Genomic DNA, 15187 nt, shown 5'->3' on the forward strand with positions numbered 1-15187 from the left:
ACCGTTGTCGAGGGCTGGTCACTTCGGAGAGCGGTCGGCGACGAGCGTGACCATGTTCAGGAGGCCAAGCAGATCAAGCCGCTGGCTTCCACCCGGCGCGTCAACTGAAACCGTGGAGGTCCTGCCCGAGACCAGCCGCGCTGCTTTACGCCCCAAGGCCAAGGTCGCCGAGCAGCCAACGAACGGCTCCTCCTGGGAAGGGCCAGTGTCGGCCGGCGCTGTTAACGGAGTTTGGCGGGTGCCTGTCCGGTTTTCCGGGAGCGCCTCTCCGAAGCGGACCGGCAGCCTCCGGCCAAATCCTGCCGTGGTGGCAGGCCCCGCTGAATGACTGGATTGGGTGGAGGCTGTGCGAAAACGCCCTGTTGTGCTACCTTTTCGGGAGCGCTGGAGGGGTCGAATGGGCCGTTTCATCGAAGGTTGCGAGCGGCGCCAAGCGCTTCTTCTGGCGGACTGCGTCGACGACTATGTCGGCGAGGAGAACCCAGTCCGGGTGATCGACGTCTTCGTCGATGAATTGGACCTTGCCACACTCGGCTTTGAAGGCGCGGCTGCGACCGGGCGGCCCGGCTACCATCCGGCGACGCTCCTGAAGCTCTACCTTTACGGTTACATGAACCAGGTGCAGTCGAGCCGACGCCTCGAGCGCGAGGCAGGCCGCAATGTCGAGGTCATGTGGCTGACCGGTAAGCTCGCTCCCGACTTCAAGACGATCGCTGACTTTCGACGCAACAACGGCGAAGCCGTTCGGGCAGCGTGCAAGCAGTTCGTCGTCCTGTGTCGGGAGATTGGCCTCATCGCCGGCGGCACGGTGGCCGCGGACGGTAGTCGGTTCAAGGCCGTGAATACGCGCGACAAGAACTACACGCCTGGTGCGATCCGCCTTCGCTTGGCGCAGGTGGAGGCGAGTATCGAGCGATATCTCGATAAGCTCGACACGGCCGACCGGCAGGAGGCGGACGTCGCCGAGATGCGCACGACGCGCTTGAACGAGAGGATCGAGGCGCTTCGCCAGCAGATGCGCACGCTGCAAGCCATGGCGCACGAAGTCGAGACAGCGCCCGACCGTCAGATCTCGCTGACCGACCCGGACGCCCGTGCGATGGCTACGAACGGCAAGGGCACGGGCCTCGTCGGCTACAACGTCCAAGCGGCGGTCGATACGGACAGTCATATCGTCGTGGCGCACGAGGTCACGAACCTCGGCCATGATCGCACCCAACTCGCCAACATGGGCCGGCAGGCGAAGGACGCGACCGGGGTCGAGCACCTGACGATCCTCGCCGATCGCGGCTACTTCTCAGGAGCGGAGGTCCTGGCCTGCGAAGAGGCGGGCGTCACACCGATCTGCCCGAAGCCTTTGACCTCGGGCGCCAAGGCGGAGGGGCGCTTCGGCAAACCGGACTTCCTCTACGATGCGCCGAGCGACACCTATCGGTGCCCTGCCGGCGAGACCCTCATCAAGCGCACGACCATCGTCGAGAACGGTCTCGTTCTGAACCGCTACTGGTCGAGCCACTGCCGATCATGCGCGGTGAAGCCCGGCTGTACGACCGGCAACGAGCGACGGGTGACGCGCTGGGAGCTCGAGCATGTCGTGGAAGCCATGCAGGATCGGCTCGACCGCAGGCCGGACGCCATGCGTATCCGGCGACGGACCGTCGAGCATGTATTCGGCACGATCAAGGACTGGATGGGACGTAGCCACTTCAAGATGCGGAGGCTTCCGAACGTCGGGACGGAGATGAGCCTCCACGTCCTCGCCTACAACGTGAAGCGGGCCATCGCCCTCCTCGGAGCGCCTGGGCTCATCGCCGCGATGCGGGGATGAGCCGAGAACGGCTTGCCCAGCCCGTCATCGCTTCCGCCCCAACCCGTTTCCACACAGCCTCGGTGGAAAGTGGCCGTCAGAGTAAAAAAACACGATGGAGGATATAGGTAGTGGTGGCACAATGAAATTCAGCTAAACTAAATTCGATGCGTATCATTCTCGGAATCGTCTTGGCAATAGCCCTCATACCCCTTGGATATATCCTGGGGATGCGTATCATTCTCAGCCTCGTCTTCGCGATAGTCCTGATACCTATTGGATATGTCCTGGGGTTCGCTGCATGCTACTATTTAGGGGATCACGGTGACGTTGGAAGCGCCTATCTGGCCCTGCTCACTGTGCCTATTGGAGTTCTGCTCGGGGCTGTCACAGGCGTGATCTTAGCAACGAAACTCGTTGAGCCCCGATAAATTGTTAGCAAGATATTAGATTAGCGGAACGTCTGCTCAGATTAGTGAGTGAGCACTGAGGCGATGTCCGCTTTTGTCGATTGCTGCCCGAAAGCAGACCGGCAACAAACCACCCATCTGAGACGCCCTGAGGGTTATCGGCGCCGACGGCACATGGCCGATAGCGGAATGACCGCTTCGGAGAAGGTCCGCAGGAAAAGCGGACAACCTGCTACCGACCCAACCCAGCCGTCAAGAACGTCGTTTGAGATACTCTAAAACGGACATTCGTCTGCCATCCAAGACTTTCGGCGCGTGGCCGGAACGATCTTCGGCCGTCCCCGAGCAGACGCCCCAGAAGGGACCCTTTCGGGTCGCACTCCCGCCCTGACGTTTCTCCAGTAAGCGACCGTTCAAGTTCACACGCTCGATGGCACGAGGCGGATGCGAGTTCCCCACGGGTCGTGAAGCACGGAGGCACCGTCGTCATCGGTCATCGCCAATCCGCCCTCCAGGCACCGCCCACGAACCTTAGCTAATGTCCCCCTGTCGATCAGGAGCTCGACCTCGGCCAGACCGGCCATGCCCGCAGGGCGCACCGGGGCGCCCCGGCTGTTCCAGATGTTGGTCGCGAGCTGGTGGTGGTACCCACCGGCACCGAGGAACGTCGCGCCCGGATACCGGCACATTATGTCGAACCCGAGCAGATCCGCGTAGAAGCGCTCCGCGGCGTCCAAAGCGCCGACTTGGAGATGGACGTGTCCGACGCGACCGCTCGCCGGCATGCCACTCCAGGGGGCTGGGGCGGCGCGCAGGAGCCCGGCATTGTCGAGCCGGTCGTTCCTCATGACGATGCCACCGTCCTCCGCACGCGGCCACTCGGAACTCGGGCGGTCCACGTACACCTCGATGCCGTTCCCTTCAGGATCGATGAGGTAGACCGCCTCGCTGACGAGGTGGTCGGCCGCGCCCGAGAGTTGGATTTGCCGCTCCGCCGCGTAGGCGAGCCAGGCGCCCAGGTGGCCGCGGCTCGGGAGCAGGAAGGCCGTGTGGAAGAGGCCCGCCCGCTGCGGGCTCCAGGGCTGGGCAGCGGGATCGTGCCGGAGTTCCAGCAGGACGGTGGCCCCGACCCCGAGGCGCACCGTATCGGATTTCCGCGAGATGGTCGCGAGGCCGAGCGTATCGCGATAGAACCGGGCGAGGCCATCGAGGTCTCGCACGACCAGGGCGACGCTACCGACGCGGTAGGGGGCGGTGTCCAGCAGTGATACCGGGACGTTCGGCGAGGTCCCACCCTCTTGCTCAGTCCCGGGCGCACTTCCTGCCAAGCGTTCGGTTTCGTGGGTCATGCTAGTGCTCCGGAGCTGTAAAAACGGTCAGCCGCGGTCAGCGGGCGCGGGCTGGATCGTGGCCGCGAGGTCGATGTCGACCCCGACGTCGAGACCGACCCACTGGCCCGATGCCCACGGGCCCTGGCCGACACCGAAGTCGGTTCGGACAAGGCCGACGTGGCCGGCGGCCCGCGCCTGATCCTTGTCGAGCGTGAGATGGAAGGGCAGCGTGAGCGGCCGGCTCGTGCCCCGGATCGTCAGGGTCCCGACCGCCTCGTAGTCGCCGTGCCCCTTATCGATGAAGCGGGTCGCCTCGAAGCGTGCTTGGTTTGCGCCCTTCACGTCGAACCAGTCCTTCTGCGGAAGGGCCTCGTCACGCTGGACGTCGCCCGTCCTGGCGCTGGCGAGGTCGATCAACAAGACGGTGTGCCCGGCCTCGGGCTTGGCCGGGTCGAAGTCGATCTTGGCCTGGAAGCGCTCGAAGCGCCCGGTGAACGGCGCCCCGACCTGAACGCCCGAGAACTTGATGGTGCTCTTGGCCGGGTCGACCGCCCATTCGGCGGCGGTCGCGGGAACCGCGGCGGCCGACAGGGCGAGCGCGAGGCAGAGGAGTCGCGTGTTCATGGGTTCGATTCCAGGGATCCGGACCGCGCCGAAGGTGCACGGGCTGGCAGCATGCGGCGCAGGACGTCGTCGTGGATGATGAAGTGGTGGCGCAGGGCGGCTGCCACGTGGAGGATGAGCAGCGCCGTCAGCAGCCACGCCCCGTAGGCATGCATCAGCTTGAGGAAGCCCTCCGCCGCCGCCGGGTTCGGGACGAACGCGGCAAGGGGAAGGTGCGGCCAGGGCACGAGGCCGTAGAGCACCGTCGGGATGTTGAACGGCGACAGCGACACCACCGCCCAGCCGGTCAGAGGCAGCCCGACGAGGAGCAGGTACAGCAGGCCGTGCGCCGTCGAGGCCGCCACGCGCTCCCGCGCCGGCATCCTGGCCGGGTGAGGCGGCGGCCGGTGGGTCAGGCGCCAGAGGACCCGCAAGACCGTCAGGGCCAGCACCGTGATGCCGACCGACTTGTGCCACTGGTAGAGCTGGAACTGGCGCATCGGCGCCAGTCCCGCATGCGCTATGATCAGGCCCATGCCGATCAGGGCGAGCACGCCGAGCGCGCTCGCCCAGTGCAGCAGGATGGCCACGGCGGAGTACCGCCGCGCGGACACACCGGTTGCCATGGCCGTCCTCAAAGCCGTCGGTCAGTCCTGACGCTCGAAGGCGCCCGCGATGGTAAGGTGCAGTTCGTCGCCGATCAGCGGCACGTAGGTCTTCACACCGAACTCCGAGCGCTTGAGCGTGCCGGTGGCCTCGAAGCCGACCGTATACTTCTTGTTGAGGGGATTGGCGCCGGCGCCGACCAGGGTGACGTCGAGGATCACCGGCTTGGTCACCCCGTGGAGCGTCAGGTCACCCGTGACCTTCGCGTGGTCCTTGCCGGCCGGCGCGACCTTGGTCGAGACGAAGGTCATGGTCGGGTACTTGCCGGCGTCGAGCCACTGGTCGCCCTTGAGCTCGTCGGTGAGCTTGGCGCTGGTGGTCGTCACCGAGGCGACCGGGATCTTCACCGACAGCTTTGAGGCGGCGGGGTTCTTCGGGTCGAGGGTGAGGCTGCCCGACACGTCCGAGAAGCCGCCGGCATAGTTCGAGAAGCCCATGTGCGACACGCGCCAGCCGACCTGGGTATGGCCGGGGTCGACCGCGTAGGTGCCGGCCTGGATCTGGGCCGGGTCGCGGGTGACCGGCGACTGGGCCAGGACTGGGGTGGCGACGAGGGCCAGGACGAGGCCGGGGATGAGGATGGACTTCACGGGTGTCTCCGGGACTGAAACGGGCGACCCGACCCACCTGGGGAAGGGCCGCGAGAGCCGAGGACGCTGGGATACCCACGTTGGCGGCCGAGGTTGAGCCTGCTATTCGGAACCACATGGTTGCGAAAACGGAAACCTTTGGCGGCGGATTGGACGACCTGCGCGCCTTCTGCGCGGTTGTCGACCTGGGCACCGTGACGGCGGCCGCGGCGAGCCGGGGCGAGACCAAGGGTAGCCTCAGCCGACGCATCTCGCGCCTGGAGGCTGCGCTCGGCGCCACCCTGATGGCCCGCCATCCCCGCGCGGTGTCGCCGACCGCGGAGGGCCTAGCCTTCTATGCCAAGGTGCAGGAGAGCCTCGCGCTCCTCGACGAGGCGGCCGAGACCGCGCGTGACGCCCGCACCGTTCCTGCAGGCCACCTCCGGGTGACGACCTCGGTCGATTTCGGCATCGAGTTGATGCCGGGGATCGTCGCGAGCTTCCGCCGGGCCTACCCGCAGATCACGGTCGATATGATTAACACGGACGCGCGGCTCGATCTCGCGGCCAACCGGATCGACCTCGCCCTGCGCCTGGGCGACACCGAGGAGACCGGTTACAGGGCCGCGCTGTTCCTGCGTCTCTGGATCGGGCTCTACGCGGCACCGGACTACCTCGCGCGGCGTCCGGCGCCGATGAGCCTCGCGGCCCTGGCAGAGCACGACCTGATCCTCTCGCGCGAAAGGCCTGGAGCGCTGGGCATCATGCTCAGCGACGGCCAGGGCCGGACGGAACAGGTCGCGCTCAGCCCTGCGGTCCGGGCGAGCGACTTCGCCACGGTGCTTCGGCTGACGCTGGCCGGGACAGGCATCGGCCATCTGCCGAGCGCCGTGGCGGCCGGCTCCGTCGCGAACGGGGCGCTCGTACGGGTGCTGGCACCTTGGGCGACGGCGGGCGGGGCGCTCCGGGCCGTGAGCCTCGCCGGCCGGGAATTGCCGGCACGCGTGCGCGTCTTTCGCGAGCACGTTCGCTCCGAGATGATGAAGCGCTTCGCCGTCGAGCCGGATCAAGCCGAGGGCACCTGATGCGAGCGGTTCCCGGAGTCGTTCCTCGGCCGTCGAGGAGCGTCGGCTCAGAGTGGGGCTGTGCGGAACGGCGCGATGACAGCGGCGTGTTCTCACATGCTCGGTCTATTACCCAACTCCGCCGCCACGAGGGGTCTGTACCTATCCCGGGCGGCGGGGGTTTGCTGATCAACCCTTGAGTGCTGCCTCGATCACGGATGAGGTCGAGGTGGTCGGCCGGCCGATGAGCGCACTGAGTTGGCGGCCATCATCGAAGAGGGCGCCCTTCTCGGCGCCTGCATCCGAGTCGGCCAAAAGGCCGGCAAAGGCGTCGGGTAGCCCTGCGCCGATCAAGGCGGCCTTGAACTCCGCCTCGGGCAGGTTCCGGTAGGCGACCGGCTTGCCCGAGGCTTGGGATATGAGCTTGGCGAAGTCGGATAGGGTGTAGGCTTCGTCGCCTGCCAATTCGTAGATACGCCCGACCTGGTCGGTCTCGGCGGTCAGCGCGATGCTTGCGGCCGCCGCGTAGTCGGCCCGCGTCGCGGAGGCGATCTGACCTTCTCCCGCGCTCCCGAGGAAGACGCCGTGTGCGAGCGCGGGAGGGATCGAGGCCGCATAGTTCTCGGTGTACCAGCCGTTGCGCAGCAGGACATGGGGCACCCCCGACGCCGCGAGCATCGCCTCGGTGGCGCGGTGTTCCTCCGCGAGGGCCAGGGGAGACGTGTCGGCATGGAGGAGGCTGGTGTAGGCGATCAGGCGGACACCGGCAGCCTTGGCGGCGGCGATGACGTTCTGATGCTGGACCGCGCGTTGACCGACCTCGCTGGAGGAGATCAGCAACAGCCGCTCGATGCCCTCGAAGGCCGTGGCGAGCGTGTCGGGCCTGGCATAGTCGGCCATGCGGACCTCGACGCCGAGCCCGGCCAGCTTCCTGGCCCCTTCGCTTCCGGCATCGCGGACACCGGCGACCACCTGTGCGGCGGGCACGGTCCGGAGCAGGTCCTGAATGACGAGGCGCCCAAGTTGGCCGGTGGTCCCTGTTACGAACAGACGTGTGTGCGAGGAGAGCGTCATAGGGAAAAATCCTAAGCGGTTCGTATTCCGCACAAGGTCTATAAATGAGACCCAAATTGCCTGTAAGGAGGCAGGTTCTAGGAGCCTGGTGACTTGGAAGGAACCGCCTGCATGAGCGACGCGAACGGGCTAGCCAGCAAGTTCGATAGCTGGCAGCGCATGAGACTCGATCCGGCCCACTGCCCAGTCCGGGACGTGCTCGATCACCTCGGCGACAAATGGACAACCTTGATCGTGATCGCACTGGCCGGCGGTCCTCGGCGGTTCGGCGAGCTGAACCGGTCCATCCCCGATATTTCGAAGCGAATGTTGACGCAGTGTCTGCGTAATCTGGAGCGTGATGGGCTCATCACCCGCCATGTGTTCCCAACCAGCCCACCGAGCGTTGAATACCGGTTGGCGGATCTGGGTCGGTCACTCCTAGGTCCCCTGCAAGTGCTGATCGAATGGGCCGAAGCTAACCATCAAACCGTAGTGGATGCCCGCCTTCGATTCGATGGTGCTGCTCCAAGTACCTGAGAGTGGACGTTCCTGGCGTCCGAAAGGGTCGGAAGCGGGCGCCTTGACGATGTCCGCTCCGATGCTTCTGTCGCTCGGAAGCAGACAGGCAGAAATCCCCCCTCCCCAGTCATCCTGACGGGCCTATCGGTGAGACCGATGCTGGCCGAAAGCGGAACGAGCGCTCCGGAGGAGGTTGACCAGAAAAGCGGACGGCCTCCTACCGACCCAACCCGGCCGCCCGGACCGCCTTGTGCGCATCTCCGAAGCGGCCGTTCGTCAGCCGTGCGCCACCTTTGGTCCGGTGTGGAAAGCGACTTGGCCGATTTAACAGGCAGCCAGAAAGAAGCAGCCGGCAGTCGGTCGCGGCATCGACTGGAAGGGTGCACATGCTCCGAAGCCGAGTTGGAACTCCGCTCTCCCGAACATGCCGCATCAGATAAGTCGATCACTGCTGAGAAAGCCCGCCGCGGCAGCTGCAGGGCGGGCTCTCGTGGTGCGATACGGGATCCCGCCTGTCTTCAGCGGGCGGTTCCCGAACCCGTCGACCCTGTGACAGCGGCTTGGTTAGCCTTGATGGCCCACAACTCGGTCGGCAAGCTGATAGGGGCGCCGGGCTTGTAATCCGCCGAGTCCTGAATGTGGGACGTCGTCACGTAGATCGTGCCATCGGGCCCTTCGCTGAACGTATCCGGCCACCGGAGCCTGTCGTCCTGAACCAGCGTGGTCAGGCCACCGTCCGGCTTGGTCAGGTCGCGGACCTTCACTGCGTTGTCCTGCGGTGAGGTGACATACATCCGCCCGTCCTTGCGAGAGATCAGTAGCCCGTCAGCCGGCCCGTTCTCGCCGACCGTGGCGATCTTCCCGCTCAGGGTTCTGTCGCTCAGCGACTCGGGCACGAATGATGCCGTGGCCCAACCTGTCAGTGCGTCAGTGGGGAGGCTGTAGAGGGTCTTACCCTTGATGGCCTGCCAGTAGAGTGTCTTTCCATCAGGGGAGAGTGCAATGCCGTCGGCGGAGAACTCGACGCCGCGCCCATCGGGGCGACGGAGCGGCTTGCCGTCGTACTGTATGGTCACGCTCTTGTCCGGCATCGTCGAGGGGTGGCCGGACAACACGCGCTTGGCTGAACCGCTGTCGAGATCGACCACGATCAGCGCCCCCTCAGCCCCGGAGTCCGTCAGGTAGGCGGTCTTGCCATCGGGCGAGATGCGTACGTCGTTGATGTAGGAGGCCTGCATCACCGTGCTGGGATCGAACGGGATTGTCTTCACGACCTGATTGGTCTTCAGGTCGATACCCACGAGCTTGGCTCCGTCCTTGACCACATGCGCCATCGCCGGTGCGGCGGCGTCGACCACCCAAAGGCGATCCTGCCCATCGGCGACGACGCTCTGAACGCAGACGAAGTGTGTTTTGGGATCGACCTCGTCCTTCCTGGCATTGCGCCAGCTGTTCCAGTCATCGTTCGGATAAGCGACCGGCTTGCCATCCTTCAACTCGGCAACCGAGACCGGAGCGTCCTCACTCCAACGCGGGAAGTTGACGAACATACGCCCGTCTCGGCTTACGGTGATCCCTGTGACCTGATGCGCGAAGCTCGCGATCTGGGTGAGATTGCCATCGGCTGGAGCGCGGCTCTGGGCTAGGGCGGGACCCACTAGCGCTGCGGTACTGGCCATCAGGGCTAGGGCCAGACCGAAATGGGCGCTCGCTGAAAGTTTCATACTGGGCACTCTCCGAGGGGTATGCCAGCCAACTCCTCAGCACGATCTCGGCTCCCCGGCACAGGTAAGCGCTCGCACCGGGCAAACATCAGGCGTATGCCCGGTGCCGGGGTTGCGCATCTTCGCCGAGAACGGCTGTCGCCTCGCCCTCTTTTTCCGGATCGCCGTAAGCGCTCGGTGAGCGGCCGCCTGGTCAGGCGGCGTGCGCGGCTGGCTGGGCTTGCGTCCAGTTCCAGGGCAGCAGATCGGTCAGCCGCTTGACCGGATGATCGGCGATGCATGTGAGCACGTCACGCAAATAGGCCTCGGGATCGAGCCGGTTCAGCTTGGCCGTCTCGATCAGGCTGTAGAAGGCGGCCGCGCGTTCGGCCCCGAGGTCGGAGCCGGCGAACAGGTAATTCTTGCGCCCGACCGCGACGCCGCGCAGTGCCCGCTCGGCCGCGTTGTTGTCGAGCGCGATGCGCCCGTCGTCGAAGGCGCGGGCGAGCGCCGGCCAGCGCGCCAGCATGTAGCGCAGCGCCTTGGCCAGTTCGGACCGACCCGGCAACTGGGTGAGGCACAGTTGCGCCCACACCTTCAGCGCCGCCGCCAGCGGCTTCGCGCGGGCCTGTCGTTCACGGGTGCGGGCGTCGGGCGGCTTGCCGTGCAGCTCACGCTCGATCCCGTAGAGCGCGCCGATCCGCGCCAGCGCCTCCGCGGCCAGCGCCGAGCCGGTCGCGGCGTGCACGTCGAAGATCTTGCGCCGCACATGAGCCCAACAGGCCGCTTCGGTGAGAGCACCACCTGGGCGCGTCCCCGCGTACAGCCCGTTGAAGCCGGCGTAGCCGTCGGCCACCAGCACCCCGGAGAAGCGCGCCAGGTGCGCGAGCGGACGTTCGCCCCGGCGGTCGGGCGAGGCGAAGATCACCGCCGCCGGCGGCCGGGCGCCGCCGTGGGGGCGCTCGTCGCGCACGTAGGTCCAGAGCCGGCCGGTCCGGGTCTTGCCGGTGCCCGGCGCCAGCACCGGGACCGGCGTGTCGTCGCCGTGCAGCACGTCCGAGCCGGCGATCACCTCCCGCCGCGGCAGGTCGACGAGCGGCATCACCGCCGCGGCCGTCGCGCCCAGCCAACCCGAGAGCGTCGAGGTGGCCAGATCGACCCCGTCGCGGGCGTAGATCTCGGCCTGGCGATAGAGCGGCAGGTGGTCGTCGAACTTGGCCACCGCGATGTGGGCGAGCAGACCCGGGCCGGCGCGTCCGCGGGCGATGGCGTGGTGGGGCGCCGGCGTCTGGACCACCTGCTCGCAGGCCCGGCAGGCGAAGGCCTCGCGCACGTGGCGCACGACCTTGAACCGGCCCGGCACGTAGTCGAGGCTCTCGGTCACGTCCTCGCCGATCCGCCGCAGCGCACCGCCGCAGGCTGGGCAGGCGCAGGGGCCGGGGTGGACGATGCTCTCGCGCCGCAGGTGCCCGGGCAGAGGCCGCCGCGCCGGCCGGATACGCGCTGCCTCCACCGCCCCGGCGACAGCGGGCATGGCAGCCAGACGTTCGGCCTCGTCGACCTCCAGCGTCTCGATGGCCAGTTCGAGCTGCTCGACGCGCCCCCCGAGCCTCTCCGACGCGGTGCCGAACCCAGCTCGCTTCAGCCGGGCGAGTTCGCCGCGCAGCTTCTCGATCAGACAGCTTAAGCCGTACCGAGGGGGCTCGCCACATCCATGCGCCCGGACGCTGCTGCCTCGGTACTCCACCGCGCTCAGCCGGCGATCCGGGGCCGGTCGGTGCGCACGGGGGCCCGCCAATCGATACCCTCCAGCAGCATCGCGAGTTGCGCCGGGGTCAGCGCGGCCGCGGCCCCCGCCGTGGCCGGCCAGACGAAGCGGCCCTTCTCCAGACGCTTGGCGAACAGGCATAGCCCCTGACCGTCCCACCACAGCACCTTGATCAGGTGCCCCTGCCGGCCGCGGAACACGAACGCCTGTCCCGAGAACGGGTTGCGGGCGAGATGGTCCTGCACCAGGGTGGCCAGACCGTCGAAGCCCTTGCGCATGTCAGTGTGCCCGGTGGCCAGCCACACCCGCGCGCCGGAGGGGACCGGGATCATCGGCCGGTCAGCGCTGCGAGTACGCCCCGCAGGAGTGCGAGGTCGGTCCCGGCCGGCACCCGCACCCGGTGGCCGCCGGCCAGCTCGATCTCGATGGGGCCGGGCTCCGCCGGCACGATGGGCGCGCCGGCCGTGGGGGCCGGCAGGGCCAGCGGCACGAACGCCGGCCCGGCGGGTGCCACCGCCGCCCGCTGTTCAGCCAGGACCGCGCGGCGCCAGCGAAACAGCAGGCTGGAATGCAGCCCGTGCCGGCGTGCCACCGCCGAGGCCGACGTGCCCGGCACGTCCGCCTCGGCCAGGATCGCCCGCTTCTGCTCCGGCGACCACGCCCGGCGCGTGCCGGCGACCACGACGTGCGAGGGAGAAGTCATAGGTCCAGACCCAGGGCCGATACAGCGCCATCTGACGCCAGCACCTGTATCCAGAGCGCGCCACTATCCGCGCAAGGCAGCCGTCACCAAGCGCTTACTTTGAGTCAACATTTCGCCCCTGCCTTACCGTCTCAGCAGCAGCGGCGTAATATGCGCGTCATGCCGCTGCGCCAAAGGAGGCGGCACGCTATGAGGCAGCCTAGGACGGCGGCGCGGGATCGCCCGTTGCGACATCCTGGGAGACACTCATGCGTGCTGTGACCTACACCGAAGGCGCCCGGATCGATGCGCCGGACGCCCTCCTCGACACCACCTTTCCCGATCCCGTGCCGGTTGGGCGCGACCTGCTCGTACGCGTGCAGGCCGTTTCCGTGAACCCAATCGACACCAAGGTGCGCCAAGGCGCCTACAAGCAGGGTTGCGAGCCGAAGGTTCTCGGCTGGGATGCGGCCGGAACGGTGGTCTCGGTCGGACCCGAGGCGCGCCTGTTCAAGCCCGGCGACGCGGTGTTCTATGCCGGTGCGCTCGACCGGCCAGGTAGCAACGCCGCGTTCCAGTGCGTGGACGAGCGCCTCGTCGGTGCCAAGCCAGCCAGCCTCGATTTCGCCGCCGCCGCGGCGCTACCGCTTACCGCGCTGACCGCTTGGGAGATGTTGTTCGACCGGCTCGACGTCGCCACGCCCGTTCCGGGTGCCGCCCCCGCGATCCTGATCGTCGGCGGCGCCGGCGGCGTCGGCTCGATCGCGATCCAGCTCGCCCGGCAGCTCACGGATCTCATCGTGATCGCTACGGCCTCGCGCCCCGAGACGGCGCAATGGTGCCGGGACCTCGGCGCCCACCACGTGATCGACCATGCGAAGCCCCTCGCCACCGAGGTGGCGGCGCTCGGTCTTCCCGGGTCGCCCGGGTTCGTGTTCGCGACGACGCAGACCAGTGCGCATCTCCCGCAGATCATCGAGCTCCTCGCACCACAGGGTCGCCTCGGCCCGATCGACGATCCCGAGACCCTGGACGTGATGCCGCTCAAGCCCAAGAGCCTGTCGCTGCACTGGGAGCTGATGTTCACCCGTTCGTTGTTCCAGACCTCCGACATGGAACGGCAGCACGCGATCCTGACCGAGATCGCCCGCCTGATCGACGCGGGACGGCTGCGCACGACGTTGAGCGAGACCTTCGGTCCGATCAACGCCGCCAACCTGGCACGCGCCCACGCGCTCATCGAGAGCGGGAAGGCGAGGGGCAAGGTCGTCCTCACTGGGTTCAGCGACTAAGCCGGCACGCGAAGCGTCCCGGCTCAGAGCTGGGACGCCGGTCGAGTTTGCCCCGGTCCCGGCCGTTCAGGACGACGGAAGCGCCCTCCGACGCAAACCGTTTCGCGGTGGCGGCGCCGATGCCGCTTCCGGCACCAGTGATGACGCGCCTCTTCTCGAAGCGGGACATGTTCGGCTTCCTTCCTAACGGGTGATGCCGTGGGCGATGCCGGATTTCAGGCGACGGGCGGGATGACCTTCAGGTCGCTCAGGTGCCGGAACTGGTTACGGAACATGTCTTCGGTGTCGATGCAGGCATGGAATCCGGCCTGGCGGGCCTTGATCGTGCTGCTGATGTTGTCGAAGCCGCTGGCAAAGATGAAATCGCCGAAGGGCCACGAAGCCACCTTGTCATAGGGGATCAGCTGTAGCCCGTGGCGTTCGGTCATTCTATCCCAGAGCGGCCCCTTGTCGGCCATGTAGGTCGCGAGCGGCATCGGGATCGGATCGGCCCAGTCCATGTTGAACATACGCGCGATCCGCGGCCACATGTGCTGCCAGCGAAAGTAGTCGCCGTTGGTGATGTTGAAGATCTCGTTTCGCGCAGCCGGCGTCGTACCGGCCCAGTCGGCGGCCTCGGCCAGGATGTCGGCGGAGCTGACCTGGTAGAGTGCCCGGTAGGCGGCCTCGGTTCCCGGGAATCGAAGCGGGATGCCGAGTTCCTTCGAGATGGCCGCATAGACGGCGATCACCGTCAGCAGGTTCATCGGGTTGCCGACCGCGAAGCCGCAGACCGCCTCTGGCCGAAGGGCCGTGAACGACCAATCCTTGCCCTTCTGGCGCTCACGCAGGAGATCCTCCTGGTCGTAGTAGAAGTTCGGCGGCATCAGGCGCGGGTCGTCTTCGCGGGCGGGCGTCTTGAACGGGCCGAGATCGGCGCCGTAGGCCTTGCCGCCCTGGTAGAACGTGACGTGGCGCAGGCCCGGTGAGGTCTCCTCGACGACGTCGAGCAGGTTGCGCAGGATGGCGACGTTGACCGTGCTCTTCTCGGCGGCGGTCTGCTTTTCGATGTAGGCGCCGAACACGATGTGGGTGACGTCGCGGATGCCGCCGAGGCGGTCCCGGACCTGTCCGGGGTCGAGCAGGTCGACCGAGACCGCCTCGACGTTCGGGATGGACGGCTCGGTCCGTCGCGACAGCCCCAGCACTTGGGTATCGGGTCGAGCAGCGAGGCGAGCGGCTGCGGCGCGGCCGATGACGCCCTGGGCGCCGGCGACGAGGACTTTTCTTTGCATGGTTGGCTCGCTCCCGTTTCCCGTAAGCTGGGGGTTGGCGGGACGCGTGGGAGGCGACCGCTTCCTGAACCAGTCTTACCCAAAGGAAAGCTGCCGTCCTCGGCCTAGGTTCGCACGCTCGATGATCCGGTCCGCGCCTCGCCCATCGCACGCCTGCAACGATCCTCGACCTCGGAGAGGTCGCGAGCGATGACCTTCTACACGCCGAAGGCCCGTATGAGCGCTATTCCAGCATGGCCTGCAGCTCGGCCCGTCGCGTATCGCCGGGCACGACCGTTTCAATCAGGCGACAGGACCACGCGAGGCGGTCGGGGTCGCGCTCCCCCCAGAGCCCGCGTGCCTTGTTGTCCCTTGAATCCTCGCAGACGTGGAGCGGTGGGCACAACAGGGTCGAAGCTCAAACTACCAGGCGAGGGTCTGCTTTTGACCCAACCCAGCCGCTC

Annotated in this window: 15 protein-coding genes; 4 read left to right on the top strand and 11 right to left on the bottom strand. The window is 67.1% G+C overall.

The window, feature by feature from the left end; translation table 11 throughout:
- The first annotated feature begins 397 nt into the window (after window positions 1-397).
- Window positions 398-1828, top strand: coding sequence for an IS1182 family transposase (locus tag MFF06_RS16635; RefSeq protein WP_238205953.1), 1431 nt, complete (start codon window positions 398-400; stop codon window positions 1826-1828).
- A gap of 808 nt (window positions 1829-2636) precedes the next feature.
- On the opposite strand, the gene MFF06_RS16640 is transcribed toward MFF06_RS16635, so the two are convergent.
- Genes MFF06_RS16640 through MFF06_RS16655 form a run of 4 tightly spaced genes read right to left on the bottom strand, consistent with a single transcriptional unit; the run spans window position 2637 to window position 5407 of the window.
- Window positions 2637-3566, bottom strand: a complete 930-nt coding sequence (locus MFF06_RS16640) for a VOC family protein (protein WP_238205955.1) — start codon at window positions 3564-3566, stop codon at window positions 2637-2639.
- 27 nt (window positions 3567-3593) lie between these two features.
- Window positions 3594-4172: a YceI family protein gene (locus tag MFF06_RS16645; protein ID WP_238205957.1), complete on the bottom strand. Its 579-nt coding sequence runs from the start codon at window positions 4170-4172 to the stop codon at window positions 3594-3596.
- Window positions 4169-4777, bottom strand: a complete 609-nt coding sequence (locus tag MFF06_RS16650) for a cytochrome b (RefSeq protein ID WP_003606900.1) — start codon at window positions 4775-4777, stop codon at window positions 4169-4171. The genes MFF06_RS16645 and MFF06_RS16650 overlap by 4 nt, the downstream gene beginning before the upstream one ends.
- Window positions 4778-4798: 21 nt before the next feature.
- A complete protein-coding gene (locus tag MFF06_RS16655) occupies window positions 4799-5407 on the bottom strand; it encodes a YceI family protein (RefSeq protein WP_238205958.1) in 609 nt (202 codons plus the stop codon).
- A 116-nt stretch (window positions 5408-5523) separates the two neighbouring features.
- Between MFF06_RS16655 and MFF06_RS16660 the strand changes: the two genes are divergently transcribed.
- The gene (locus MFF06_RS16660; protein ID WP_003606740.1) at window positions 5524-6471 is read left to right on the top strand and encodes a LysR family transcriptional regulator; all 948 of its coding nucleotides are present in this window, start codon (window positions 5524-5526) and stop codon (window positions 6469-6471) included.
- 168 nt (window positions 6472-6639) lie between these two features.
- Here MFF06_RS16660 and MFF06_RS16665 read toward each other — a convergent pair whose 3' ends face one another.
- Window positions 6640-7524: an SDR family oxidoreductase gene (locus MFF06_RS16665; RefSeq protein WP_238205959.1), complete on the bottom strand. Its 885-nt coding sequence runs from the start codon at window positions 7522-7524 to the stop codon at window positions 6640-6642.
- Window positions 7525-7635: 111 nt separating this feature from the next.
- Between MFF06_RS16665 and MFF06_RS16670 the strand changes: the two genes are divergently transcribed.
- On the top strand, window positions 7636-8043 hold the full coding sequence (locus tag MFF06_RS16670; protein WP_043708367.1) for a winged helix-turn-helix transcriptional regulator: 408 nt from the start codon (window positions 7636-7638) through the stop codon (window positions 8041-8043).
- Between the two features lie 500 nt (window positions 8044-8543).
- Here the strand turns inward: MFF06_RS16670 and MFF06_RS16675 are convergent, their stop codons facing one another.
- From MFF06_RS16675 to tnpA, 4 genes are all read right to left on the bottom strand, one after another.
- The gene (locus tag MFF06_RS16675; RefSeq protein ID WP_238205960.1) at window positions 8544-9749 is read right to left on the bottom strand and encodes an L-dopachrome tautomerase-related protein; all 1206 of its coding nucleotides are present in this window, start codon (window positions 9747-9749) and stop codon (window positions 8544-8546) included.
- Window positions 9750-9942: 193 nt separating this feature from the next.
- Window positions 9943-11598, bottom strand: coding sequence for an IS66 family transposase (gene tnpC / locus MFF06_RS16680; RefSeq protein ID WP_370876720.1), 1656 nt, complete (start codon window positions 11596-11598; stop codon window positions 9943-9945).
- Window positions 11481-11828, bottom strand: coding sequence for an IS66 family insertion sequence element accessory protein TnpB (tnpB, locus tag MFF06_RS16685; protein ID WP_238205962.1), 348 nt, complete (start codon window positions 11826-11828; stop codon window positions 11481-11483). The genes tnpC and tnpB overlap by 118 nt, the downstream gene beginning before the upstream one ends.
- Complete coding sequence (gene tnpA, locus MFF06_RS16690) at window positions 11825-12199, bottom strand: IS66-like element accessory protein TnpA (RefSeq protein ID WP_238205964.1); 375 nt, start codon at window positions 12197-12199, stop codon at window positions 11825-11827. The genes tnpB and tnpA overlap by 4 nt, the downstream gene beginning before the upstream one ends.
- Window positions 12200-12447: 248 nt before the next feature.
- On the opposite strand from tnpA, the gene MFF06_RS16695 reads away from it, so the two are divergent.
- Window positions 12448-13470: a zinc-binding alcohol dehydrogenase family protein gene (locus tag MFF06_RS16695; RefSeq protein ID WP_238205966.1), complete on the top strand. Its 1023-nt coding sequence runs from the start codon at window positions 12448-12450 to the stop codon at window positions 13468-13470.
- On the opposite strand, the gene MFF06_RS16700 is transcribed toward MFF06_RS16695, so the two are convergent.
- Together MFF06_RS16700 and MFF06_RS16705 are read right to left on the bottom strand one after the other, a co-directional pair.
- Complete coding sequence (locus MFF06_RS16700) at window positions 13460-13639, bottom strand: SDR family NAD(P)-dependent oxidoreductase (protein WP_370876687.1); 180 nt, start codon at window positions 13637-13639, stop codon at window positions 13460-13462. The genes MFF06_RS16695 and MFF06_RS16700 overlap by 11 nt on opposite strands.
- 46 nt (window positions 13640-13685) lie before the next feature.
- Window positions 13686-14744, bottom strand: a complete 1059-nt coding sequence (locus MFF06_RS16705; protein ID WP_238205968.1) for an SDR family oxidoreductase — start codon at window positions 14742-14744, stop codon at window positions 13686-13688.
- Window positions 14745-15187 lie beyond the last annotated feature (443 nt).

Origin of the sequence: Methylobacterium aerolatum, assembly GCF_022179085.1 — a bacterium.
GTDB classification, from domain to species: Bacteria; Pseudomonadota; Alphaproteobacteria; order Rhizobiales; family Beijerinckiaceae; genus Methylobacterium; species Methylobacterium aerolatum.

What these genes read in the sequence shown, in the direction of transcription:
- MFF06_RS16670 (WP_043708367.1), top strand. Translation starts at nt 7,636, where the DNA reads ATGAGCGACGCGAACGGGCTAGCCAGCAAGTTCGATAGCTGGCAGCGC.
- tnpB (WP_238205962.1), bottom strand. Translation starts at nt 11,828, where the DNA reads ATGATCCCGGTCCCCTCCGGCGCGCGGGTGTGGCTGGCCACCGGGCAC.
- MFF06_RS16650 (WP_003606900.1), bottom strand. Translation starts at nt 4,777, where the DNA reads ATGGCAACCGGTGTGTCCGCGCGGCGGTACTCCGCCGTGGCCATCCTG.
- MFF06_RS16695 (WP_238205966.1), top strand. Translation starts at nt 12,448, where the DNA reads ATGCGTGCTGTGACCTACACCGAAGGCGCCCGGATCGATGCGCCGGAC.
- MFF06_RS16675 (WP_238205960.1), bottom strand. Translation starts at nt 9,749, where the DNA reads ATGAAACTTTCAGCGAGCGCCCATTTCGGTCTGGCCCTAGCCCTGATG.
- MFF06_RS16660 (WP_003606740.1), top strand. Translation starts at nt 5,524, where the DNA reads ATGGTTGCGAAAACGGAAACCTTTGGCGGCGGATTGGACGACCTGCGC.
- MFF06_RS16665 (WP_238205959.1), bottom strand. Translation starts at nt 7,524, where the DNA reads ATGACGCTCTCCTCGCACACACGTCTGTTCGTAACAGGGACCACCGGC.
- MFF06_RS16705 (WP_238205968.1), bottom strand. Translation starts at nt 14,744, where the DNA reads ATGCAAAGAAAAGTCCTCGTCGCCGGCGCCCAGGGCGTCATCGGCCGC.
- MFF06_RS16640 (WP_238205955.1), bottom strand. Translation starts at nt 3,566, where the DNA reads ATGACCCACGAAACCGAACGCTTGGCAGGAAGTGCGCCCGGGACTGAG.
- MFF06_RS16635 (WP_238205953.1), top strand. Translation starts at nt 398, where the DNA reads ATGGGCCGTTTCATCGAAGGTTGCGAGCGGCGCCAAGCGCTTCTTCTG.
- MFF06_RS16700 (WP_370876687.1), bottom strand. Translation starts at nt 13,639, where the DNA reads ATGTCCCGCTTCGAGAAGAGGCGCGTCATCACTGGTGCCGGAAGCGGC.
- tnpA (WP_238205964.1), bottom strand. Translation starts at nt 12,199, where the DNA reads ATGACTTCTCCCTCGCACGTCGTGGTCGCCGGCACGCGCCGGGCGTGG.
- MFF06_RS16645 (WP_238205957.1), bottom strand. Translation starts at nt 4,172, where the DNA reads ATGAACACGCGACTCCTCTGCCTCGCGCTCGCCCTGTCGGCCGCCGCG.